The sequence below is a fragment of the Streptomyces flavovariabilis genome (assembly GCF_000725785.1).
GTDB lineage: Bacteria > Actinomycetota > Actinomycetes > Streptomycetales > Streptomycetaceae > Streptomyces > Streptomyces hawaiiensis.
Window position 1 is genome coordinate 50,106 of the sequence record NZ_JNXD01000003.1, and the last position, 21,086, is coordinate 71,191.

Here is a 21,086-nt window from a genome sequence, read left to right on the forward strand (position 1 = left end):
AGGCAGGTTCAGGAGGTCATGATGGGACGTCTGAACGAGCGGGTGGCGATCGTCACCGGCGGAGCCAGAGGGATCGGCGCCGCTGTGGCGCGGAAGTTCGCGGCCGAGGGCGCGAGCGTGGTGGTCGCGGATGTCCTCGACGCCGAGGGGGAGAAGCTGGCGGCGGAGCTCGGTGGCCCGGCCCGCTACGCGCACCTTGACGTCAGCACCGAGGACGGCTGGCAGACGGTTGTCGCGGAGACGGAGCGGGACCTCGGCCCGGTCTCGGTGCTGGTCAACAACGCCGGGATCCTCGAGTGGGGGACCGTCGAGGAGCAGAGCCTCGAATCCTTCCGGAGGGTCATCGACGTCAACGGCCAAGGCGCCTGGCTGGGCATGCGAACGGCGGCACCGTCTCTTCGCCGGGCCGGCGGAGGCGTGATCGTGAACATCTCCTCGATCGCCGGCCTCACCGGCTACGCCGGCATCGGAGCGTATGTGACCAGCAAGTGGGCACTGCGCGGGCTGACCAAGGCCGCGGCTCTGGAACTGGCCCCGGACGGGATCCGGGTCTGCTCGGTCCATCCCGGTGCGGTGCGCACAGCGATGACGGCCGACTTCGACGACTCGTTCACCGCCGGCCAGCCCCTCCCGCGGTTCGGTGAACCCGAGGAAGTCGCCCGTATGGTCCTCTTCATCGCCACCGAGGCCACCTTCTCGACCGGCGTGGAATTCGTCCTGGACGGCGGCGTCACCGCGGGCTCGCCCACCGCCCTGACTCCCGCCGACTGAGTCTGAGAGGCCAACGACATGCCGTGCGTGAAGTGACGGCACTCGGATCGGCTCGGGCTCCGGGTCGCCGGTGCCGAGTTCACGTGGTGGGACTGGTACGGAGCTGCGACGCTGAAGACATGAGCGAGCACCGGCCTGGGACCGGGCGACGTCCACTCGGTGTGGCGGCTGCCGCGCTGGCCTTGTACGGCGTCTTCCTAAGGCCACGGGTGCTGACCTGGGGCACGACACACGACGAAGCCGACCGCGACCTCCCCGGCGATGGCCTCGTCCCCGATGCCGACGGCACCTCGACCATGGCCACGACCCTGCGGGCGCCGCCCGAGGAGGTCTGGCCCTGGCTGGCACAGATGGGCTGCAACCGCGGCGGCTGGTACAGCTGGGACCGCCTGGACAACGGCGGACGCCCGAGCGCGGAACGCATCGTCCCGGAGTGGCAGCGCCTGGAGCAGGACCAGCACCTGGACTCCCTGCCGAGCGGCGACGCCTGGTTCACCGTCGCGGTCCTGGAACCTGAGCGGACCCTGGTGCTGCGCTCGCAGACGAAACTGCCCTCGGGACGACCCTTCGACGTGCGGTACGAGCCGCTGCCCAAGGCGTACATCGACTCGATCTGGGGCTTCCACCTCCGGCCGGAGCCCGGCGGAAGGACCCGGCTCATAGTCCGCACGAGGGGTCGCAGCCGCCCCCGGCCCCTCACCCGGGCCATGGACGTGCTGTTCTGGGAGCCCGCCCACCTGATCATGCAGACCCGCCAGTTCCGCAACCTGCGCGTGCGTGTCAGTGCGACTGCATGAATCCAGGGAGGACGCCGTGGCACCGCAACTGAGGACCGACCTCGTGCGGGTCCTCGTCGAACAGGCGATACGCACGTCGTCCTCTGCGCCGGATTTCTACGGCGGGCGGGCCCGGACTGTTCGCTTCTTACGAGCGCCGGGTTGATGCGTGCGGGACGGCGACCGCTTGTTTGTACACGTGGTGCGCCCACACCTGCAGGCCGAGACTGGCCTCCACTAAGGCGCGGGCGGCAGCCACCCCCTCAGCGGCATGCTCCATGAGCGCCATGGCCCGGCCGTGACGCTCTTCCACCTGCTCACGGATGATCCCGCAGAGTGCCCGGGTCAGTTCCTCCGCTGAGCCGGCAGCAAGGGCACGCTCAGCAGCCGGGATCACCGGCCCCACATCGAGCCCGGCCGGCTTCAGTCCCGTGAAGGGAGCGCCTTCTCCGGCGCGGTGGACGCGGACGACCGTCTCGAAGAACCAGCGGTCGGCCACTTCCTGTGCGTCCCGGCCGAACGTGCGCGCATTGGCCGTGAGACTGAACGCCTCACGGACCTCTGGTTCCCTTTCTTCGGGTACGTAGGGCAGGACCTGGTCGATATCACTGCCCTCCAGGGCTTGGCGCGCGGCCGTGACGACGGGACCGTCGAGAGAATCACAGTGCGGTGGCATCGCCGGTCACCTCCTTTGCGGTTCACCTCCATCATCGACCCGCCAAGCGCGAGCGGGAGAGTGCTGCCGTCGCAGCCGTGCGCTCGGACGCCGGGACCGAGGTTGCGGCACGGACCACGCCGCCGGAGCCTGGAAGTGTCCCGCAGACGTGGCATGGCCTGGCTGATTCCTCATCGATCGAGAGGAGGCAGGCCGCTATGACCAGCATCGCCCACCGCATAGCCGCCCTGTTCCGGATCAAGGCGAACAAGGCCCTGGACAAAGCCGAAGACCCGCGCGAGGTACTGGACTACTCCTATACCCAGCAGCAGGAGATGCTGCAGAAGGTACGACGCGGTGTGGCGGACGTGGCCACCAGCCGCAAGCGCATCGATCTGCAGATCAACCAGTTGCGCCAGTCCAGCGGCAAGCTGGAGGGCCAGGCCCAGCAGGCGCTCGCCGCCGGGCGCGAGGACCTCGCCCGCGAAGCCCTGAGCCGGCGCACCGCCGTGGCCTCTCAGCTCACAGATCTCCAGACCCAGCAGGCGACGCTGCAGGCCGAGGAGGAGAAACTCACCCTGGCCTCACAGCGCCTCCAGGCGAAGGTGGACACGTTCCGGACCAGCAAGGAGACCATCAAGGCCCGCTACACCGCGGCCGAGGCCCAGACCCGCATCACCGAGGCGGTCACCGGCATCGGCGAGGAGATGGGCGATGTCGGCCTGGCCATGCAGCGCGCCGAGGACAAGACGGAACAGCTGCAGGCCCGCGCCGGAGCGCTGGACGAACTTCTCGCCTCCGGTGCCTTGGAGGACGCCACCTTGCCCGCCGGCCGCGACGACATCCAGGCCGAACTCGAACGCGTCACCGCGGGCCAGGACGTGGACAAGGAACTGGCCCGGATGAAAGCCCAACTCCCCGCGTCCGCCACCCCACCGGTCGTCGAAGGCAGGAGCACCGAGCAGGGCCCTCCGCACCAGGAGGCGACGTCATGATCATGCGGATTCTCGGCGAGGGCCAGTACGAGATCACGGAAGATCACCTCGACCGGCTCAACGAGCTGGATGCCGCTCTGCAGTCGGCAGCCGACGCCGACGACGACACGCTGTTCGCCACCGCTCTGTCGGCTCTGCTGGACGCGGTACGCAGCTATGGCACGCCTCTGCCGGCCGAAACGATCACGCCGTCCGACCTGGTCCTGCCCGACGAGGACACAAGCCTCACACAGGTGCGGGAACTGCTCTCCGACGAGGGCCTCATCCCGGGGTAAGCGCCTCTTCCTGATCCGGGGTGGAGGCTGGAGTATCTCCGGTGCGCTATCAAGAAGTTGCGCGAGGTTATAGGCGGATGATGACGAGAGCGATGTCGTCGGAGACGCCCCCAGCGACGTCTAGCCGGGTCAGCAGTGCGTCGGCCAGCAGGTCAGGAGCGAGGGTTCGGTCCTGGGCCAGGGCAGTGGTCAGGCGTTCCAAGCCGGCGTCGATGTCCTCGCCGCGGCGTTCGATGAGGCCGTCGGTGTACAGCACGAGGGTGTCTCCTGGGGTGTAGGGAAGTCCGGCTTGGGGGCGGGGGACGTGGTGCTCGCGTGTGCCGAGTGGCGGGTCGGTGGCCTGGTCCAGCAGGTCGCAGGTCCCGTCGGTGTGGAGCAGGATGGGCGGTGGGTGCCCGGCGTTGCTGTAGATGATCAGCCTGCTGCGGGTGTCGATGAGTACCTTGACCGCGGTGGCGGCCATGGCGCCGTCCACGGAGCGGGCATAGAGGCCGAGGACTTCCAGGGCCTGGGCGGGGCTGGGGATGGCGCGGGTGACGGCGCTCAGGGCGCTGCGGAGCATGCCCATGACCGCGGCGGCGTGCAGGCCGTGGCCGACGACGTCTCCGATCGCCACGGCGTAGCGGTCGGGTGGCAGGTCGACGATGTCGTACCAGTCGCCGCACACGTTCAGTGACGTAGCCGCGGGCAGGTAGCGCACGGCGATGTTGCTGTGCCGGTCAAGGTCAGGAACGGAGAGCATGGCTTCTTGCAGGATGACGGCGACCTGCTGTTCACGGGCGTGGGCCTGGCGCAGTTCCTGGTTCAGCCGGTGCAGCTCGCGGGCCCGTGCGTACAGCTCGGCTGCCATGCCCTCCGTTCGTTCGGGCGACTCCTCGCTGAGCTGGCGTGCCCGGGGTGAGTGGACGAAGGCCGTGACGTCCTCTATCTTCTGGATGATCCACTTCACTGTGCCGTCAGGCGCGGAAAGCGGAGTGTGAACCACGGACCACCATCGCTCCTCGAACCCGTCCTGCTGATCGGGGGCGGCAACGTCGTACCGCTGGAGCACCGCGGTTTCCGGCTTCCCGGTGTCCAGAAGCCGGTGCAGCGAGGCCTTCAGGTTATGTTCTGCGTCGTCGCGGATGGCGGGATTTTCCGGCAGGGCGTCGAAGAAGTACTTCCCGATCAACTTGTCCTTGGTCATGCCTGCGGTCCGCAGGCATGCCGGGTTGACGTAGCGGATCACAAGGTCCGCATCCAGCACCAGGTACGGGCTTGGTGTGGCGTCGAAGAACGCCGTGAAATCGATGTCCGCTGTCATCACGCGCTTTCCGTGGCCGCGAGCGCGACTGCCTGGATTTCCAATCCGCGACTGCCTGGACTTCCAATCTACGAGCGATCCACTGCTCGGGCTCGTTCGTTCGCGTTCATTCACCCGGCACCGCGACCCCCGACCGGGTCCCAGAAGCTACTGCCCCGCAGCTGGAGCGTTGCCCGCCGACCACGCGCCGGCTCGTTCACGCAGCCGAGGCTGAGCCAGAGGGATGCGGGCTGGAGGAGTCTCCGCCGGAGGCGTCGGCAAGCCTTATGGGGCGAGGACCCCGGCGCTGCCGGCATCGCAGGGAGATCGGCCGAAGCGGCCCAGGGCGACGGCACCCACCCGGCAACTCTCCGTTGACCACCTCCCGCCAGGCAATACGGGGCTGGGTGGAGTGACGATGGAGGGGAACCGATCCACCCCTCTACCTGGAGGGTGAGACAGCATGACATCCCCCTCCGAAACCCCAGCAGGCACGTGCACCATGCCCCCGCACGGCACCGCACCACTGGACCCTTGCTCGGCGGAAGCCTGGCGACCTTGGCGAACATGGGCGGGCAATTCCTTCTCGTCGCCTGAACACCGAGTGTGTGTGCGGTGATGGCCGGCGCTCTAACGCGTGCCCGGGTGGTGATCGTGATGAACCCGCGCTCGGGCGGCGGCAAGACGGCTCGTTACGGCCTGGTACAGCGGGCCGAGGGCATGGGAGCGCAGGTCTGGACGACCAGCGCGGAAGAGGACGCGGCGTCGCTCGCGAGGAACGCCGTGTCGGAGGGGGCGCAGGTGCTGGGGGTCGCGGGCGGTGACGGCACCGTGTTTCGGCGGTCGCCGCGGTGGCCGCCGACACGGGCCGGTCGCTGGCCGTGGTCCCGGCGGGCACCCGCAACCACTTCGCCCGGGACCTGGGCCTCGATCTGCGCGATCCCGGGCGGGCGCTGGACGCCCTGGTCGACGGTGAGCCCGCGCAGGTGGACCTGGGGGGTGCTCGGCTCGCGTGTCTTCGTCAACAACGTCTCTTTCGGTGTGTACACCGATGCCCTGCTGGAGCCCGGGTACCGGGAGGACAAGCCTCGCGCGTTCGCCGCAGTGGCACCCGACTATGCAGTGGGTCGAGGCCCGCGTGGACACACCATGGGGGACCGTCATCTGGTCTGCTCCCGCATCACGCTGCACGGTGAGGTGCGGCATCTCGACGCGGGCGTCGACGGCGAAGCGGTGCGGCTTCCTCTGCCCGTCGTCTGCGGTATCCGGCCGGGTGCCCTGCGTTTGCTGCTGCCGAAGGATCGGACGGGGATGCCGCCGGAGCGCGCGATACGCCACTGAGGGGAAGTCACGAGCATGTTCGCCCCGCGCGCGTGGTCCCCGACCATTACACCGGCACAAGGTGTCGGCGGCAGGGGACAAACAGCCCTGCGACAGGGTCGTCCGGCCCGAGCGAAGGCCACCACTCTGGTCAAAGATGGATTCATGGGGTATCTCCGGCGCGCTCCGTGCCCACCCCAGTCATCCGACGACGTCAGGCCGAACGGCCGGAGGACCAGGGAGGAACGGACATGAAGGGCTTCGTTTTCCACGGCGCCGGGCAGTCCGCATGGGAGGAGGTCCCGGACCCGGGCCTCAAGGATCCCACCGACGCCATCGTCCGGGTCGACGCCGTCACGATCTGCGGGACGGACCTGCACATCCTCAAGGGTGACGTGCCGGAGGTGCCCTCCGGGACGGTGCTGGGACACGAAGCGGTCGGCGAGGTCGTCGAGACCGGCAGCGACGTGCGGACTGTCCGTCCGGGCGACCGGGTCCTCGTCTCCTGCATCACCGCCTGCGGCCGTTGCCGCTTCTGCAAGGAGGGCGCGTACGGCCAGTGCCAGGGCGGCGGAGGCTGGATCCTCGGCCACCTGATCGACGGCACACAGGCGGAATATGTGCGCGTGCCCCACGCCGACCTGTCCGTGCACCCGCTGCCGGGGGCGCTGGAGAGCCAGGACGCCGTGCTGTTCGCGGACATCTTCCCGACCGCCTACGAGGTGGGCGTGATCAACGGGGGCGTACGGCCCGGTGACACGGTCGTCGTCGTCGGGGCGGGGCCGATCGGACTCGCCGCGATCCTCACCGCCCGGCTGTACTCGCCGGAGCGGATCATCGCCGTGGATCTCGCCGACTCCCGGCTCGAGGCCGCCAAGCGGCTCGGTGCAGACGCCGTCGTCCCCGTGCGGGACGAGCCGGAGCAACTCGTCGCCGACCTCACCGACGGCCTCGGCGCCGACGTGGTCATCGAGGCGGTGGGAGTGCCGGAGAGCTTCGAGATGTGCACCCGCATGGTGCGGCCCGGCGGCCGGGTGGCCAACGTAGGCGTGCACGGCAAGCCCGCGACCCTGCATCTCGAAGACCTGTGGATCAAGAACGTGACCATCACCACCGGGCTGGTGGACACGTCCTCCACGCCCATGTTGCTGAGGATGGCGGCCTCCGGGCGGGTGCCCACCGCACCGCTGGTCACCCACACCTTCCCGCTGGACCAGATGGAAGAGGCGTACGAGGTGTTCGCACACGCCGCCGACACCGGCGCGCTCAAAGTCGTGCTCGGCGAGCAGCGGCACGACGAGCTGGCCGTTCCGGCGGCGTAACCCGAGGGGCGGTGTGGTGCACGGTCAGCGCCTTGTTCCCCGAGAGGCGTCGCCAACGGATAACGATTCAGGAAGTGGTCAGCATGCTGGGCTACATCATGGTGGGCCTTGACGGCTCGTCCGAGAGCCGGGCGGCCGCGGAGTGGGCGGCTCGTGAGGCGAAGCTGCGTGGACTGCCGCTGCGGCTGGTGCACGTCTGGGAGCCCGTCCCGGAACCGATGGCACAGGCCCCGCTTCTCGGTCCGGAGACCCTGCAGCACTGGAGCGAGCGGATCCCACGCGAGACAGCTGAGGGGCTCCAGTCACGTCATCCGGGAGTGGACGTGAACGCGGTCCACCTGACCGGGCTGCCGGGCGATGTCCTGGTGGACGTGGCGAGGGACGCCGAACTGGTGGTCCTCGGCTCCCGCGGCCTGAGCGGGATCGGAGGATTCATGGTCGGCTCCGTGGGCCAGGCCGTCATCGCGCGCACCGAAGTGCCGGTGGTACTGGTGCGGGCCAGTGAACAGGCAGTGGACGAGCACACCATGGACCCCGCCGGCATACCGTCCGCGGCGACCCCGTTCCGCGCGGTGCTCCTCGGCCTCGACACCCGCAGTCTTGACGACATGGTCATCACCTTCGCTTTCGAGGAGGCGGCCTGTCGCGACACGGCCCTGCGCGTCCTGCACGCCTGGACCGCGCCGCCGTACAACATCTACGGCCTGTCCGACCATGTGAGCCTGTACGACGAGCTCGCCCGGGAGTATGCGGCCGAGCTCACCGAGGCACTGCGTCCCTGGCGGCACAAGTACCCGGCCGTCGAGGTGATCGAGGCCTCCAGCGCCGGCAGTGCTGCGGACCAGCTGGCGAACGCCTCCCGCGATGCCTCCCTGGTCGTCGTGGGTCGGCGGATACGGCGCAGCCGGTTCGGCGTGCACATCGGCCCCGTCGCCCATGCCGTCCTGCACCACGCCGTCGCCCCCGTCGCCGTGGTGGCACACGCCTGACAAGCCGGAATGGTCGTACCAGGAGCGGTCAGCCTTCGGGCACCGCCATGTCCCGGGCCACCATCGTTGCCCAGGTGCCGATCTGCTCGAAGTCGCGATAGTCGCCGCCCTTTCCGGACTTGACGATCATCCGGGCGATGCGCCCCTTGACGTCACCCTCCAGCCGTCCCCCGAAGGTGGCGTGACCACGTGGGCCGATGCGGTTCATCACCCGCTGTACGCCGGGCGCCGGGGGGATGTCCCGCTCGGACGCCGAGGGGTCGAGGGGCCCGCTGCTGAACAGCCACACCGGCCGCTCGGCCAGGGCCTTGCGGTGCCGCCGTGCGAAGCGTCGGGTGTCGCGATGCCAGCGGCCCCCGTAGAGTCCGCCGCCGAGGACGACCGCGCCGTACGACGCGAGGTCGGTGACGTCCGAGGCGGGCCGCACGTCCACGGCCAGCCCTTCCTCGGCCAGGACCTCACCGACGTAGTCGGCGATCTCGGCCGTCGATCCGTTGGTGGAACCGTAGGCCACCAGAACCTTCTCTTTCATGATTGCCAGGCCTTCTCACGGCTTGCGCTGCCAGTAGTAGGGGAGCCCGTGCAGGGTCGGCTCCTCGGGCGACAGTCGGGAGTCGTCGAAACGGTAGGTGAGGTGGTCGACGACCGCGACCACACCGTCCATCCGGCGGCACATCTCCACCGCCGAGGTGGTTTCCACACGCCGCTCCAGCTGTCCGGTGAGCGTGACGACGCCCTCGCGGACGTCCACGTCGGCGGCATCGGGCGGCAGACACAAGGCCCGCCCCAGTACCTCGTTTCTGATCGCCTCCCGGATCTCCGCGTCTGGGCGCAGGAACACCTCGAGCAGATCGCGGCGGGTGACGATGCCGACGAGCCGCTCCTCGTCGTCGACAACCGGCAGCCGTTCGACGCCGTGCTGTGCCATGACGCGGGCCGCCTCGACGACGGTCGCGTCGCTGTGGACCGTGATGGCGGGATGGGACATGAGCTGTCCGGCCGTCCGGGCTTGCGCCTTGGTCCGGCGAGCGCGCGATCCCGGCGTCCAGCGCGGCCGGCGGAGCAGCCGTCGCGGCTCGGACGGGTCCGTCCGGGTCTCCGCCTGCCTGACCATCACGTCCGTCTCGGAGATCACCCCGAGGACCTTTTCGTCGTCGTCCACCACTGGCAGACCACTGATCCGGTGCTCGGCGAGCAGCCGGGCCACCTCCTTGAACGGCGTGCCGTACTCGGCGCGCACGACGTCGGCCGTCATCAGTGCGCCGACCTTGCTGTGCTTCATCGTGTTCCGCCTCCTTCGGCGGTGCGCAGACCCGCGGTTCAGCGGAGCCGGCGCAGATAGGGGTCTTGGGCGCGGCGCGGCAGCAGCCGGATCCGCGCGTCGAGAGCGGTGATGTGCTCGGGCCGGGCGAGGACCGGATTGAAGTCCGCCTCCGCCAGCTGCGGCAGGTCGCTCGCCATCCGGGACAGTCGCAGCAGCAACTGCTCAAGACCTGGGAGATCGACCGGACCGGTGCCGTCACACCCGAAAAGGAGGGGCGCGCAGCGCGGTGCGGTGATCAGGTCGTGCACGTCTGTGTCCGTCAGCGGGGCGAGCCGCGCCGCGTGGTCGGCCAGGACCTCCGTCGCCGTGCCACCGAGGCCGAACAGGACCAGCGGCCCGAACACCTCGTCCTGGACCACGCCCGCGAAGAGTTCGATGCCGCGCGGGGCGAGCGGCTGGACCACCGCCCCGGTCATGATGTGGCCGAAGCGGACGTCGAAGTCCCGGAAGGCGGCACGCACCTGGGCGTCCCCGCGCAGGTCCAGATGGACCGCGTGCTGGGCCGTCTTGTGTACAAGCCCCGGCCAGTAGGCCTTGAGGACGACGTGCCCGTCCGGCCCCTTGAGCCGGTCGGCGGCCCACACGGCCTCGTCCTCGGTTTCCACCCAGGCCCACTGCGACTGCGGGATGCCGTAGCAGTCGAGGAGTTCGGCGCAGGTGCGCGGGTCGAGCCAGGCGCCGTCGGGATGCTGCTTCAGGAACCGATCCACCAGGGTCCGGCCACGCGAGGTGTCGATGCCTTCCAGAGCCGTGACGGTGCCGGGCGGCCGGGCCAGCCATCGGGCGCGTTCGGCTGCGTGGGCGAGGGCGCGGGCCGCCGCCTGCGGGTCGGCGTACGCCGGCACCTGGCCGGTGTTCGACGGCAGCAGCCGCACCGGTACGTCCTGGTCCAGGAGAACGGCGGCGATCGTGCGGGAGCGGCGTGCCGGGGCGTGGGTGAGGGCATTCACCAGGACGTCGCCGGTCGCTGCCGCGACGGCGGTGGGTACCAGTGCGACGAGTACCGCGTCGACGCCCTCGTGGGTGGCGAGCCGGTCAAGGCAGGTGCGCAACTGCTCCTCGGTGACCGCCGCCGTCGCGTCGACGGGGTTGGCGGTACTCGCGCCCGGCGGGAGAACGGTCAGCAGGTCGTCGACGAGGCCGGGCGGCAGTGGCGGCAGGTTCAATCCGGCCTCCGCACACGCGTCCGCCGCCAGCACACCGGCGCCGCCCGCGTTGGTGACGACGACGACCCGGTCGGCGGCGGGCAGTGGCTGGGAGTGCAACAGGGCAGCGGTTTCCAGCAGTTCGGGGATGGCGCGGGCGGCGGTGATCCCGGCCTGGGCGAAGAGCGCGCGCCGCGTCATGGTCGTCGTGGCGGCCGCCGCGGTGTGCGAGGCGGCGGCCCGTCGGCCCGCCTGGGTACGGCCCGCGTCGACGGTCAGGATGGGCATGCGGCGGGTGACGCGGCGGGCGGTACGGGAGAAGGCACGCGGATTGCCGAAGGACTCCAGGTGCAGCAGCGCCAGGTCGGTGCGCCCGTCGGACTCCCACCACTGGAGCAAGTCGTTGCCACTGACGTCGTACTTGTCGCCGAGCGAGACGAAGCTGGAGACACCGATGCCGAGTCGCTCCAGCCCGCCGAGCAGGGCGATGCCCACCCCGCCGGACTGTACGGCGACCCCGGCGCTGCCCCGTGCGGGGTGGGCGGCGGCGAAGGTGGCGTCGAGACGGAGCCCCTCCTCGGTGTTGGCCAGGCCGAGGCAGTTCGGGCCGACGAGACGCATGTCGTGCTCACGGCACGCTGCCAGAAGTTTCCTGGACTGGTGGGCGTCGAGCCCGGAGGAGACCACCAGCAGAGCCCGGACACCGAACTGCCCGCACTCCTCGGCGACCTGTGCGACTTTCTCGGCAGGCACGGCGATCACCGCCAGGCCGGGGATCATCGGCAGGGCACTCACGCCCGGGTAGGCGCGGACGCCGAGGATCGACGTAGCCGCCGGGTTGACCGCGTACAACTGGCCCGTGAACCCGCCGGTGGTCAGGTTGTGCAACACGGCCCGGCCCACCGAGCCCGGCCTGCGGCCCGCCCCGACGACCGCGACGCACCCGGGCCGCAGCAGCGGCGCCAGGCTGGCCACATCCGCGGCCTGCCCGCGGCGCTCGACGCTCCGGCGGTAGTCCTCCGTGTCGTCCAGAGGGATCACGCAGTGCACCTCAGGCCCGTCGAAGCGCCGTTCCGCGCGCAGCCCCAGGTCGGCGAAGACCTTGAGCATCTCGTGGTTGTCGGTGAGCGCGTCCGCGGCGAACGTCCTGATGCCGTGAGCGCGGGCAGCGGAGATCAGGTGCTCCAGCAGCAGGGTGCCCACTCCGCGGTGATGGCGTTCGTCCCCCACCGCGAGCGAGATCTCGGCACTGCCGGCCGTTTTCCCGGCATCGATCTGGTACTCGGCGATGCCGATGATCCGGCCACCGCGCTCGGCGACCAGCGCCCGGTAGCCGGAGTCCTCCGGCTGGGCGACCCTGGCGGCGGCCTGCTCGGCGGAGCGCCGGCTCACGGAGAAGAAGCGCAGCCGCAGGTTCGCGTCCGACATTTCCGAGTACAACCGGAGGACGGCCTTCTGGTCGTCCGGCCGCGCGGGCCGTACGCACACCGTCGTGCCGTCGGTGAGAAGGGCGTGCACCCGTTCGCCGGATGCCGGGGTGACGCTCATGGCATGCCTTTCGTCGCCGGTCCGCAGTTTCAGTCTCGCTCTCGGAAGGCCGCGAGCCGATGGGCCGGACGGGCATGTGAAGGGTCCGACGGTCCCAGGTAGGCCCCTCACGGCCCTGGCTCGCCGGCTCCGTGTCCATGGCGCCCGCCATGGGGCGCAGGACGTCAATGGCGCGTAGCGCCCGCGCCGCGTCCACGACCACGGCCAGACGGGCGCCCTCCCACAGTCCGATGAGGCGGGCGGGCCACCGTCGCAGGCACTCACCACGGTCTCTGGTGGAGGGGCCACCCCGGCCGCTGTTCCATGGCCGTACGGCCCTCACCGGCGGGTCGTACCGCCCGCATGCGGGAGTCACCGTGTCGACCCAGACTTGGCGTATGGGCCGTACGGCCCTCCGCGAGGACATGGCGGCCCCTGCACGGCGCCCGGCCTCGGCCCGTGACGCATGGCAGCGAGGAGCACATCGAGCTCAGGAGGTGCGCGTCATGGTTGCGCCTGTCATCGCCGGAGTCGGGGAGAGCCTGGGCGCCGCCCAGCGCGACGAGCTGATCGAGGGCCCGGCCGCCCCTGGGTCGGCTGAGAGCCGCCGAGCAGTGCGAACCCCGGGTCCTGGGCTCACACGGCCTGAGCTCTTTAACCGGGTCACCGATCGCACGGTGGGTCCGCACCTGGTCCCGTCACCCACGCCGTCGTCCACCAGGTCGGCTGCCCCGTGGCCGTCGTGCCGCACGAGTGAGAGACCCGGTGCGAGATGAGCACACCTACCCAGTACCTGTACGAGTTCGCCGAGGGCAGCCGGGAGATGGCTGACCTGCTCGGCGGCAAGGGCGCCGGCCTGGCCGAGATGACTCGGCTCGAACTGCCGGTGCCGCCCGGCTTCACCGTCACCACGGAGGCGTGCCGGGTGTATCTGGAGACCGGTCAGGAACCGCCGGAGCTCGGCGTGGAGGTGGCCCATGCGCTGGCCAACCTGGAGCGTGCCTTGGGGCGCGATCTCGGGCGGGCCGACGATCCGCTGCTGGTGTCCGTTCGTTCCGGAGCGCGTTTCTCCATGCCCGGGATGATGGACACCATCCTCGACATCGGTCTCAACGACGACTCCGTGGCCGGCCTTGCCAAGGCGTCCGGACGGGAGCGGTTCGCCTGGGACTCCTACCGCCGCCTGCTCCAGATGTTCGGCCACAGCGTGATGGGGGTGGACGCCGGGCTGTTCGAACGGGTCGTCGGAGCCCATAAGACCGCGCTGTCCGTGACCGACGACCACGCCCTGGACGCGGAGGAACTGGCGCACGTCGTCGAGGAGTTCAAGGGCGTCATCCGCCGCGAGACGGGAGAGGAGTTCCCGCAGGACCCCTTCGAGCAGCTCTACCGGGCCGTCCGCGCGGTTTTCGGCTCCTGGAACAGCGAACGCGCCCGCGTCTACCGCCGCCGCGAACACATCCCAGACGACCTCGGCACCGCGGTGAACATCCAGGCGATGGTCTTCGGCAACCTCGGCCCCGACTCCGGCACCGGCGTCGCCTTCACCCGCGACCCTGCCACAGGGGAGCGTGGCATGTACGGCGACTATCTGCCCGACGCCCAGGGCGAGGACGTCGTCGCCGGCGTGCGCAACGCCGTCCTGCTGGCCGAGCTGGAGCACCTCGACCCCCGGGCGTACGGACAGCTCGGCGATCACCTGCGCACTCTGGAGGCCCATTACCGCGACCTGTGCGACGTCGAGTTCACAGTCGAGCGCGGACGCCTGTGGATCCTGCAGACACGGGTGGGCAAGCGCACCGCCGAGGCAGCCTTCCGCATCGCGCACGAGCTCGACGAGGCGGGCACGATCACGCCCGACGAGGCGCTGGCCCGCGTCGACGGCACGGAACCGCACCGAGCACATGTTCCTCGGCGACCGCAGGGCCCTGGTCGAGGCGATGATCCTGGCCCACGACGACACCGCACGCGAGGCGGCCCTGGCCGCATTGCTGCCGCTCCAGCGCGAGGACTTCACCGGCATTCTGGAGGCGATGGACGGACTGCCGGTGACGATCCGGCTGCTCGACCCGCCGCTGCACGAGTTCCTGCCCGACCGCACGGACCTGGCCGTCCGCATCGCCTCCACCGCCCACCCCGATCCGCACGACCGCGAACTCCTCACCGCCGTCGAGCGGATGCACGAACAGAACCCGATGCTGGGGCTGCGCGGGGTACGCCTCGGCCTCGCCGTGCCCGGCCTGATCGCCATGCAGGTCCGGGCGGTCGCCGAGGCCGTCGCCCAGCGGCTGCGTGACGCAGGTCGGCCCCGCGCCGAGATCATGATCCCGCTCGTGGGGACGGTAGAGGAGCTGCGGCTGGCGCGGGCGGAGGCGGAGCGAGTGCTCGCGGAAGTCGCAATGGAGACGGGGACCACCCTGGACTGCCCGATCCGGCACCATGATTGAACTACCCCGTGCGGCACTCACCGCCGGCCGGATCGCCGAGGTGGCCGACTTCTTCTCGTTCGGCACGAACGACCTCACCCAGACGACCTGGGGCCTGTCCCGCGACGACGCCGAGGCGTCCTTCTTCCCTCTCTACTTGGAGAAGGGCGTCTTCGCCGCCTCCCCCTTCGAGACCCTCGACCAGGAGGGGGTGGGACGCCTCGTGGAACTCGCCGTCGAGGCCGGCCGTGCGGTCAACTCCCGTCTGGAGACGGGAGTGTGCGGCGAGCACGGCGGTGATCCGGAGTCCATCCACTTCTTCCATCGGGCCGGGCTGGACTACGTCTCCTGCTCACCCTTCCGGATCCCGGCGGCGAGGCTGGAGGCGGGGCGGGCGGCGCTCGTCGGTGCCGTCGGCAGTGACAGCAAGTGACGTCCGTCAGCCGTACCGCCTGATCGTCGGCGCGAAGCTTCGTTTCTCGGGGAGGCCGGGTGTCGCATGCCTGCGTCGGTGTCACCCGGCTCACCACACAGGGGGCCTGCGGTTTTGCGCCTGTCGAGTGGCCACCGCCGACGGAACCGGGGGAGGCTGGAGGGAGGCGGCGATCCACGTGCCCCGGCAGCCGTCCCCGGTCGCGACGAGGGCCGCGACCGGACAGGGTGTGCATCGGATGGGAGAAGACCCATGAAGGTCGGAGTACTGACCGGTGGCGGTGATTGTCCCGGCCTCAACGCCGTGATCCGCGCCGTCGTCCGCAAAGGCGTCCAGGAATACTCATTCGATTTCGTCGGTGTGCGGGACGGCTGGCTCGGATTGCTCAAGAACGACGTCGTTCCACTCGAAATCTCCAGCGTTCGGGGAATTCTTCCCCGCGGCGGGACCATCCTCGGGTCCTCTCGCACCAACCCGTTCAAGCACGAGGAGGGGCTGCGACGAGAGCGGGACACGCTCGCGGCGCATGATGTGGACGCGCTTGTCGTGATCGGCGGGGAGGACACGCTGGGGGCGGCCACGGAGCTCAGCCGACAGGGGATCAATCTGGTCGGCGTGCCGAAGACCATCGACAATGACGTCTCGGGTACCGACTACACCTTCGGCTTCGACACCGCCGTCGGTATCGCGACGGAGGCCATCGACCGCCTTCACACCACCGCCGAGTCACACATGCGCGCCCTTGTGGTGGAGGTGATGGGACGGCACTCCGGCTGGATCGCCCTGCACGCCGGCATCGCCGGCGGCGCCAACGTGATCCTCATCCCGGAGCGGCCGTTCGACATCGAGCAGGTGTGTGAGCAGGTGAAGCGCCGGTTCCAGATCAACTACGCGCCGATCGTCGTCGTGGCCGAAGGGGCGACCCCCAAAGAGGGTCAAATGATCGTCAAGGACCAGTCTCTGGACGAGTTCGGTCATGTGCGGCTGTCCGGCATCGGTGAATGGCTGGCCCAGGAGATCTCCGCACGCACCGCGAAGGACGCCCGCACCACGGTCCTGGGCCACATCCAGCGCGGCGGTACCCCGAGCCCCTTCGACCGGTGGTTGGCCACCCGCTTCGGGCTGCACGCCATCGACGCGGTCAAGGAGGGGGACTTCGGCTGCATGGTCGCCCTGCGGAGCACGCGAATCGTCCGCGTGCCCCTCGCGGAAGCCACAGCGGAGAACAAGGTGGTGGAGCCGTCGCTGTACGACGAGTTCGAGGCGTTCTACGGCTGACCCGTCATCCGGCGTGCGGTACGACCGCGACCGGGCAGCGGGCGTGGTGCAGTACGGCGTGGGCGACCGGGCCCAGTCGGCCTTCGGCCGCCTGCGGCTCGGTACGGCGCCCCACGACGAGCAGGCCCGCACCCCGGGAGGCGTTCAGGAGTGCTTCCGCTGGGTGGAGCAGCATGACGTCGGAGCCGACCGTCACACCCGGGTACTTTCGCTGCCACGGACGCAGGGCGTCAGAGAGCCGCAGAACCTCCTGATCCTCCCAGGTGGCTCGGTCCTCCTCGGTCACCACCAGGATGCGGGGTGAGACGGACTCGACGGGAAGGGCCCAGGCCTGCACCACGCGCAGAGGTGCCGCGCGGGCCTCGGCGGCCGAGAAAGCGAAGTCGGCCGCCTCACCGACCGGCCGATGCGCGTTGAACCCCAGCACGACCTGGCCGGTGCCGCGTGCCGCGGACGCCCCATCGGCGAAGGTGCCGGAACGGTGAGGGACGAGCACGACGGGGCAAGACGCCACTGCCGCCGTCCGCAGGGCCACCGAGCCGACTGCCAGCCCCTCGAAACCGCCCGTTCCGCGGGTGCCGACAACGAGGAGTGCGGCATCACGTGCCGCGCTGCGGAGGGCGTCGGCCGGGGAGTCATCGGCATGCTCGCCCTCCACTTCCAGGTCTGGGTAACGGTCGGCGAATTCCGTAACCGTCCGCTGGACCAACTGGGCGCCCATCTCCTGCAACCGGTCCCGTGCCGTGCCAGGCACGACGGTCCCGGGAAGCTGGGGAGAGGCGTGGAGCAGTCGCAGCGGAACGCCGCGCAGCGCGGCCTCCCGCGCCGCCCAATCGGCTGCCGCCGCGGCGCGCTCGGACCCGTCGATGCCCACCAGCACAGGGGGACGCATCCTGGCCTCCTTCGTCCGGCCCGAACCTTCGCGGGGGCCACGGGCCCATGACTCCTCTCCTCCACTGTTCCACGGCGGGACCGCTCCGGCGCCCGGGCCGGATACGGAAGCCACAGGGGCTCCGGCAGCCTGTCCCGGCGCGGTCGTGGTGCTCGGCCTGAGGGCGATCCGTGTCACATGAGCCCGGTGGTCGGGGGAACCCGGGTGCCACCTGTCCCACGTCGCATGTCCCGACCGACCGAAGAGGCGAGCCGATGACCGACATCCAAGGCTTGCTGGGCGATGAGGCCGATGACCTGCTGGCCCACACCGCTCACGGGATCCCCAAGGAAGACCTGGTGCTTCCAGGCCCCGACTTTGTGGAGCGGGCCGTGGCCGTGTCCGACCGCTCCCCCCGGGTCCTGCGCAACCTGCAGTCTCTTTTCGACCATGGCCGTCTGGCGGGGACAGGACACCTGTCGATCCTGCCGGTCGACCAGGGCATCGAACACTCGGCGGCGTCCGCCTTTGCCGCGAACCCCCGCTATCTCGACCCCGGGAACATTGTCGAACTTGCCGTCGAGGGTGGCTGCAACGCGGTCGCGAGCACGCTCGGTGTGCTCGGTGCCGTGTCACGGCGCTATGCGCACCGGATCCCGTTCATCGTCAAGCTCAACCACAACGAGCTGCTGACCTACCCGAACCACTACGACCAGGTCATGTTCGGCGATGTCGAGCAGTGTTTCGACCTGGGCGCGGCCGGTGTCGGCGCCACCGTCTACTTCGGCTCGGAGCAGTCGGACCGACAGTTGCAGGAAGCCCGCGAGGCATTCGCGCGCGCCCATCAGCTGGGCATGTTCACCGTGCTGTGGTGCTACCTGCGCAACCCGGCGTTCAAGAAGGACGGCGTGGACTACTCGGTGTCGGCCGACCTCACCGGGCAGGCCAACCACCTCGGTGTGACGATCGAGGCCGACATCGTCAAGCAGAAGCAGCCGGAGAACAACGGCGGCTATCTCGCGCTGGGCTTCGGCAGGACCGACGAGCGTCTGTACGACAAGCTCACCACCGATCATCCGATCGACCTCACGCGCTGGCAGGTGGCCAACTGCTACATGGGACGCGTCGGGCTCATCAACAGCGGCGGTGCGTCGGCCGGCAAAGGAGACCTGGTGCAGGCCGTACGGACCGCCGTGATCAACAAGCGGGCAGGAGGCACCGGCCTCATCACCGGCAGGAAGGCCTTCCAGCGTCCCACCGCAGAGGGCATCGCGCTGCTCCACGCCGTACAGGACGTCTACCTCGACGACGACGTCACCGTGGCCTGACCAGCCAACGGCGCCCCGCCGTGCACAGGCGCACCCGAGGGCCGGCCAGGGGCTCGGACCGCATCAGCTGCACCCCTCGGCGAGGGCGTCCGGCAAATTCGCGTACGGGCGTAGGGCATTCGGTAACGCGGGCATCGTGGCGCTCCACGCGGACCAGCTGTGAAGCGCCACCAACGACGCGCGTCGCCAGAGGAGTCAAGGGCTCGACAGTGACCACGACATGACTTACAACGACGTCGGACACCACCGCCCGTGCACGTTCGACCGCCGGGGAACGTCGTGTCCGAAGCCTCACCCGCTGGCGCGGCTCAGACCGAGGGACGTCCGCCGCTCAGCGCAGTGAGAGTGGAATCGAGGTCCGTCGCCTTGGGCCGGTTGTACGGGAGCTTGGCGAGCAGGCGGGCCATGCCGCAGGTGTCGGTGACCGCGGAGAAGACCAAGCCACCGGCGACGCCTGCGGAGATCCATCGCGCCCCCGGGCGGAGCCGTCCGGCGAGGAGGCCCGACAGGACGAGGGACCCGGCGGCCAGGCGGACCTGCCGCTCCATCGGCCAGGGTGCGCGGACGCCGGCGGGGCGGTGGACGTCGTGGCCGAGCTGGGTCCAGGTGCTGGTGCCTCCGGTGAGGGTGGCGGCTGTGATGCCGGCCTCGGCCAGTCGCCGGCAGGCTTCTGCGGAGCGGGCGCCCGAGGCGCACACGACCAGGAGGTCGCCGCGCTCGGCGGCCATCTTGAGCGCGGGCAGGGCCGCGTCGAGGTGGTCGAGGGGGATGTTGTGGGCGTCGGGCAGGTGGCCGGTCGCGTATTCGCCGGGGGTGCGTACGTCGATGACGGTCAGCTCGTGAAGGCGGGCGCTGGCCTGGCCGGCGGTGAGGGCGGTGTGTGCCACGGGAATTTCCTTTGCTCTCTGTACGTCACCCCTTCGGTAGGATACCCATGGGGGTATCCGCGAAGGAGTGTGGGCTGTGGAACTGGTGATGGCGGCTGAGGAACTGAGGACGGTGGTCAACAGGTTGCGCCGGGCGCAGGGCCAGATCGCCGGTGTGATCAAGATGATCGAGGAGGGGCGGGACTGCGAGGACGTGGTCACGCAGCTCTCGGCGGCGTCCCGGGCGCTGGACAGAGCAGGCTTCGCGATCATCGCCACCGGCCTCCAGCAGTGCCTGGCAGACGGGGACATGGCGGCATCCGAAGACCGCGAGGTGATGCGGGCACGGCTGGAGAAGCTCTTCCTCTCATTGGCCTGAGGCTGTCCGGTCATGTCAGGGCGTCGGTGAGCATGAACGCGGCCACTGCCAGCAGTACGACGGCGAACGTGCGTTGCAGCAAGGGGCCGGAGATCCTGGTGGCCAGCCGCTTGCCGTCCCAGGCGCCCAGGATCGCGGCCCCGGTGAACGGCGCGATCACCGTCCAGTCGACGCCCGCCGTGGTGGCGCCCCGGGTGGCCAGGGAGGCGAGCGAGTTCGCGGAGATGACCAGCAGGCTCGTGCCGATCGCGGCCTGCATCTCGAACGCCAGCACCGTGACCAGAGCCGGAACGGCAAGAAAGCCCCCGCCGACGCCGAGCAGCCCGGTCAGCGCCCCCAGCCCCGCGCCGGCTCCGGCGGCCCGGGCCGGCCGTGCACCCTGGGGCCCTGCGGGAAGGCCCCGGGCGGGGCGCAGCATACGGACGGCCGCGGCAGCGGCGACGGCGGCGAACGCGGCGGTCAGCAGCGGCTGCGGCAGACGCCCTGCCAGGGCCCCGGCCACGGCGGCGGGCAGGAGACCTGCCGCCGCGAACAGGGCACCCGTTCGCCACCGCACGTTCCCGGCGCGGGCGTGACCGTACAGGGCGGTCAGCGAGGTCGCGACGACGATGAGGAGTGCGGCCGTGGTGGCGGCCGCCGGGGTGAAACCGAGCAGATAGATCAGCGCGGGCACCGCCAGGACGCTGCCGCCCCCACCGAGCGCGCCGAGCGCCAGCCCCACCACCCCTCCGGCGATCAGGGCCAGGACCAGCTCACTCACGCTATGACACCGCCACTGCCGTTCACGCCGGTGACCGGCAGGCCCTGCCGGGCCCAGGCGGTCATGCCTCCGGTGACGTCGGTGGCCTCAACGCCGACGGCAGCGAGGAAGTCCGCAGCCGTGCGGGAGCGGTTCCCGGAGCGACAGATGGCCACCACCCGCCTGCCCCGCACGGCGGTGGGCAATGGTGCTCCCGCCATCAAGCGGGTGAGAGGCAGGTGCAGCGCGCCGGGCGCGTGCCCGGCGTTCCACTCCTGCGTCTCGCGGACGTCGAGGAGGACGGCTTGCCCGTCGGCGACCAGCCGGTGGGCCTGTTCGGGGGTGACGCGGCCGGAGCCGCGTCGGAAGAAGGGCGACATGGTGC

Annotated in this window: 20 protein-coding genes and 2 pseudogenes; 13 read left to right on the top strand and 9 right to left on the bottom strand. The window is 70.2% G+C overall.

Translation table 11 applies throughout. The features are described from left to right. Positions 1-21: 21 nt before the first annotated feature. Complete coding sequence (locus IO24_RS0107665) at positions 22-771, top strand: glucose 1-dehydrogenase (protein ID WP_031133229.1); 750 nt, start codon at positions 22-24, stop codon at positions 769-771. 119 nt (positions 772-890) lie between these two features. Then, a complete protein-coding gene (locus IO24_RS0107670) occupies positions 891-1,568 on the top strand; it encodes a hypothetical protein (protein ID WP_031133230.1) in 678 nt (225 codons plus the stop codon). A 127-nt stretch (positions 1,569-1,695) separates the two neighbouring features. Here the strand turns inward: IO24_RS0107670 and IO24_RS0107675 are convergent, their stop codons facing one another. After that, a complete protein-coding gene (locus IO24_RS0107675; RefSeq protein WP_031133231.1) occupies positions 1,696-2,223 on the bottom strand; it encodes a DUF6448 family protein in 528 nt (175 codons plus the stop codon). 197 nt (positions 2,224-2,420) lie between these two features. On the opposite strand from IO24_RS0107675, the gene IO24_RS0107680 reads away from it, so the two are divergent. Together IO24_RS0107680 and pspAA are read left to right on the top strand one after the other, a co-directional pair. Beyond that, positions 2,421-3,197, top strand: a complete 777-nt coding sequence (locus tag IO24_RS0107680; protein ID WP_031133234.1) for a PspA/IM30 family protein — start codon at positions 2,421-2,423, stop codon at positions 3,195-3,197. Beyond that, positions 3,194-3,472 carry a PspA-associated protein PspAA gene (gene pspAA / locus IO24_RS0107685; RefSeq protein ID WP_031133236.1) on the top strand — a complete coding sequence of 93 codons (279 nt, stop codon included), beginning with the start codon at positions 3,194-3,196 and terminating at the stop codon, positions 3,470-3,472. The genes IO24_RS0107680 and pspAA overlap by 4 nt, the downstream gene beginning before the upstream one ends. A gap of 67 nt (positions 3,473-3,539) precedes the next feature. Here pspAA and IO24_RS0107690 read toward each other — a convergent pair whose 3' ends face one another. Then, positions 3,540-4,775, bottom strand: a complete 1,236-nt coding sequence (locus IO24_RS0107690) for a SpoIIE family protein phosphatase (protein ID WP_031133238.1) — start codon at positions 4,773-4,775, stop codon at positions 3,540-3,542. 636 nt (positions 4,776-5,411) lie between these two features. Between IO24_RS0107690 and IO24_RS47110 the strand changes: the two are divergent. The 5 genes and pseudogenes from IO24_RS47110 to IO24_RS0107705 form a co-directional block, all read left to right on the top strand. Further along, positions 5,412-5,528, top strand: a pseudogene (locus IO24_RS47110) (diacylglycerol/lipid kinase family protein); the annotation flags it as partial. Between the two features lie 107 nt (positions 5,529-5,635). Next, on the top strand, positions 5,636-5,950 hold the full coding sequence (locus IO24_RS47115) for a diacylglycerol kinase family protein (RefSeq protein WP_267886812.1): 315 nt from the start codon (positions 5,636-5,638) through the stop codon (positions 5,948-5,950). After that, a complete protein-coding gene (locus tag IO24_RS46230; protein ID WP_234335173.1) occupies positions 5,904-6,095 on the top strand; it encodes a hypothetical protein in 192 nt (63 codons plus the stop codon). Before IO24_RS47115 ends, IO24_RS46230 begins: the two co-directional genes overlap by 47 nt. Before the next feature lie 230 nt (positions 6,096-6,325). Beyond that, entirely contained in the window at positions 6,326-7,396 is a 1,071-nt protein-coding gene (locus IO24_RS0107700) for a zinc-dependent alcohol dehydrogenase family protein (RefSeq protein ID WP_031133240.1), read from the top strand. 83 nt (positions 7,397-7,479) lie between these two features. Then, on the top strand, positions 7,480-8,385 hold the full coding sequence (locus tag IO24_RS0107705; protein ID WP_031133242.1) for a universal stress protein: 906 nt from the start codon (positions 7,480-7,482) through the stop codon (positions 8,383-8,385). 28 nt (positions 8,386-8,413) lie between these two features. On the opposite strand, the gene IO24_RS0107710 is transcribed toward IO24_RS0107705, so the two are convergent. From IO24_RS0107710 to IO24_RS0107720, 3 genes are read right to left on the bottom strand one after another with little or no spacing between them, the layout of a single operon-like run. After that, a complete protein-coding gene (locus tag IO24_RS0107710) occupies positions 8,414-8,917 on the bottom strand; it encodes a flavodoxin domain-containing protein (protein ID WP_031133244.1) in 504 nt (167 codons plus the stop codon). Positions 8,918-8,932: 15 nt separating this feature from the next. Beyond that, the gene (locus tag IO24_RS0107715; RefSeq protein ID WP_031133246.1) at positions 8,933-9,667 is read right to left on the bottom strand and encodes a CBS domain-containing protein; all 735 of its coding nucleotides are present in this window, start codon (positions 9,665-9,667) and stop codon (positions 8,933-8,935) included. A 38-nt stretch (positions 9,668-9,705) separates the two neighbouring features. Further along, positions 9,706-12,402 carry a bifunctional acetate--CoA ligase family protein/GNAT family N-acetyltransferase gene (locus IO24_RS0107720; protein ID WP_031133248.1) on the bottom strand — a complete coding sequence of 899 codons (2,697 nt, stop codon included), beginning with the start codon at positions 12,400-12,402 and terminating at the stop codon, positions 9,706-9,708. 751 nt (positions 12,403-13,153) lie between these two features. Here IO24_RS0107720 and IO24_RS47120 point away from each other — a divergent pair. Together IO24_RS47120 and IO24_RS0107730 are read left to right on the top strand one after the other, a co-directional pair. Beyond that, positions 13,154-15,240: pseudogene (locus tag IO24_RS47120) on the top strand (putative PEP-binding protein). 252 nt (positions 15,241-15,492) lie between these two features. Next, entirely contained in the window at positions 15,493-16,518 is a 1,026-nt protein-coding gene (locus tag IO24_RS0107730; protein WP_031133250.1) for a 6-phosphofructokinase, read from the top strand. 4 nt (positions 16,519-16,522) lie between these two features. Here IO24_RS0107730 and IO24_RS0107735 read toward each other — a convergent pair whose 3' ends face one another. Continuing rightward, a complete protein-coding gene (locus tag IO24_RS0107735; RefSeq protein ID WP_031133252.1) occupies positions 16,523-17,410 on the bottom strand; it encodes a universal stress protein in 888 nt (295 codons plus the stop codon). A gap of 254 nt (positions 17,411-17,664) precedes the next feature. Between IO24_RS0107735 and IO24_RS0107740 the strand changes: the two genes are divergently transcribed. Beyond that, on the top strand, positions 17,665-18,717 hold the full coding sequence (locus IO24_RS0107740) for a class I fructose-bisphosphate aldolase (protein WP_031133253.1): 1,053 nt from the start codon (positions 17,665-17,667) through the stop codon (positions 18,715-18,717). A 308-nt stretch (positions 18,718-19,025) separates the two neighbouring features. Here the strand turns inward: IO24_RS0107740 and IO24_RS0107745 are convergent, their stop codons facing one another. Then, complete coding sequence (locus IO24_RS0107745) at positions 19,026-19,604, bottom strand: rhodanese-like domain-containing protein (protein ID WP_031133254.1); 579 nt, start codon at positions 19,602-19,604, stop codon at positions 19,026-19,028. Between the two features lie 76 nt (positions 19,605-19,680). On the opposite strand from IO24_RS0107745, the gene IO24_RS0107750 reads away from it, so the two are divergent. Beyond that, the gene (locus IO24_RS0107750; RefSeq protein ID WP_031133256.1) at positions 19,681-19,962 is read left to right on the top strand and encodes a metal-sensitive transcriptional regulator; all 282 of its coding nucleotides are present in this window, start codon (positions 19,681-19,683) and stop codon (positions 19,960-19,962) included. A 10-nt stretch (positions 19,963-19,972) separates the two neighbouring features. Here the strand turns inward: IO24_RS0107750 and IO24_RS0107755 are convergent, their stop codons facing one another. Beyond that, a complete protein-coding gene (locus tag IO24_RS0107755) occupies positions 19,973-20,722 on the bottom strand; it encodes a sulfite exporter TauE/SafE family protein (protein WP_031133259.1) in 750 nt (249 codons plus the stop codon). Continuing rightward, positions 20,719-21,081, bottom strand: a complete 363-nt coding sequence (locus tag IO24_RS0107760) for a rhodanese-like domain-containing protein (protein ID WP_031133262.1) — start codon at positions 21,079-21,081, stop codon at positions 20,719-20,721. The genes IO24_RS0107755 and IO24_RS0107760 overlap by 4 nt, the downstream gene beginning before the upstream one ends. Positions 21,082-21,086: the final 5 nt, after the last annotated feature.

Bases quoted from the DNA above. Each gene is read 5' to 3' on its own strand.
- IO24_RS0107665 (WP_031133229.1), top strand. From the start codon at position 22: ATGGGACGTCTGAACGAGCGGGTGGCGATCGTCACCGGCGGAGCCAGA.
- IO24_RS0107670 (WP_031133230.1), top strand. From the start codon at position 891: ATGAGCGAGCACCGGCCTGGGACCGGGCGACGTCCACTCGGTGTGGCG.
- IO24_RS0107675 (WP_031133231.1), bottom strand. From the start codon at position 2,223: ATGCCACCGCACTGTGATTCTCTCGACGGTCCCGTCGTCACGGCCGCG.
- IO24_RS0107680 (WP_031133234.1), top strand. From the start codon at position 2,421: ATGACCAGCATCGCCCACCGCATAGCCGCCCTGTTCCGGATCAAGGCG.
- pspAA (WP_031133236.1), top strand. From the start codon at position 3,194: ATGATCATGCGGATTCTCGGCGAGGGCCAGTACGAGATCACGGAAGAT.
- IO24_RS0107690 (WP_031133238.1), bottom strand. From the start codon at position 4,775: ATGACAGCGGACATCGATTTCACGGCGTTCTTCGACGCCACACCAAGC.
- IO24_RS46230 (WP_234335173.1), top strand. From the start codon at position 5,904: ATGGGGGACCGTCATCTGGTCTGCTCCCGCATCACGCTGCACGGTGAG.
- IO24_RS0107700 (WP_031133240.1), top strand. From the start codon at position 6,326: ATGAAGGGCTTCGTTTTCCACGGCGCCGGGCAGTCCGCATGGGAGGAG.
- IO24_RS0107705 (WP_031133242.1), top strand. From the start codon at position 7,480: ATGCTGGGCTACATCATGGTGGGCCTTGACGGCTCGTCCGAGAGCCGG.
- IO24_RS0107710 (WP_031133244.1), bottom strand. From the start codon at position 8,917: ATGAAAGAGAAGGTTCTGGTGGCCTACGGTTCCACCAACGGATCGACG.
- IO24_RS0107715 (WP_031133246.1), bottom strand. From the start codon at position 9,667: ATGAAGCACAGCAAGGTCGGCGCACTGATGACGGCCGACGTCGTGCGC.
- IO24_RS0107720 (WP_031133248.1), bottom strand. From the start codon at position 12,402: ATGAGCGTCACCCCGGCATCCGGCGAACGGGTGCACGCCCTTCTCACC.
- IO24_RS0107730 (WP_031133250.1), top strand. From the start codon at position 15,493: ATGAAGGTCGGAGTACTGACCGGTGGCGGTGATTGTCCCGGCCTCAAC.
- IO24_RS0107735 (WP_031133252.1), bottom strand. From the start codon at position 17,410: ATGCGTCCCCCTGTGCTGGTGGGCATCGACGGGTCCGAGCGCGCCGCG.
- IO24_RS0107740 (WP_031133253.1), top strand. From the start codon at position 17,665: ATGACCGACATCCAAGGCTTGCTGGGCGATGAGGCCGATGACCTGCTG.
- IO24_RS0107760 (WP_031133262.1), bottom strand. From the start codon at position 21,081: ATGTCGCCCTTCTTCCGACGCGGCTCCGGCCGCGTCACCCCCGAACAG.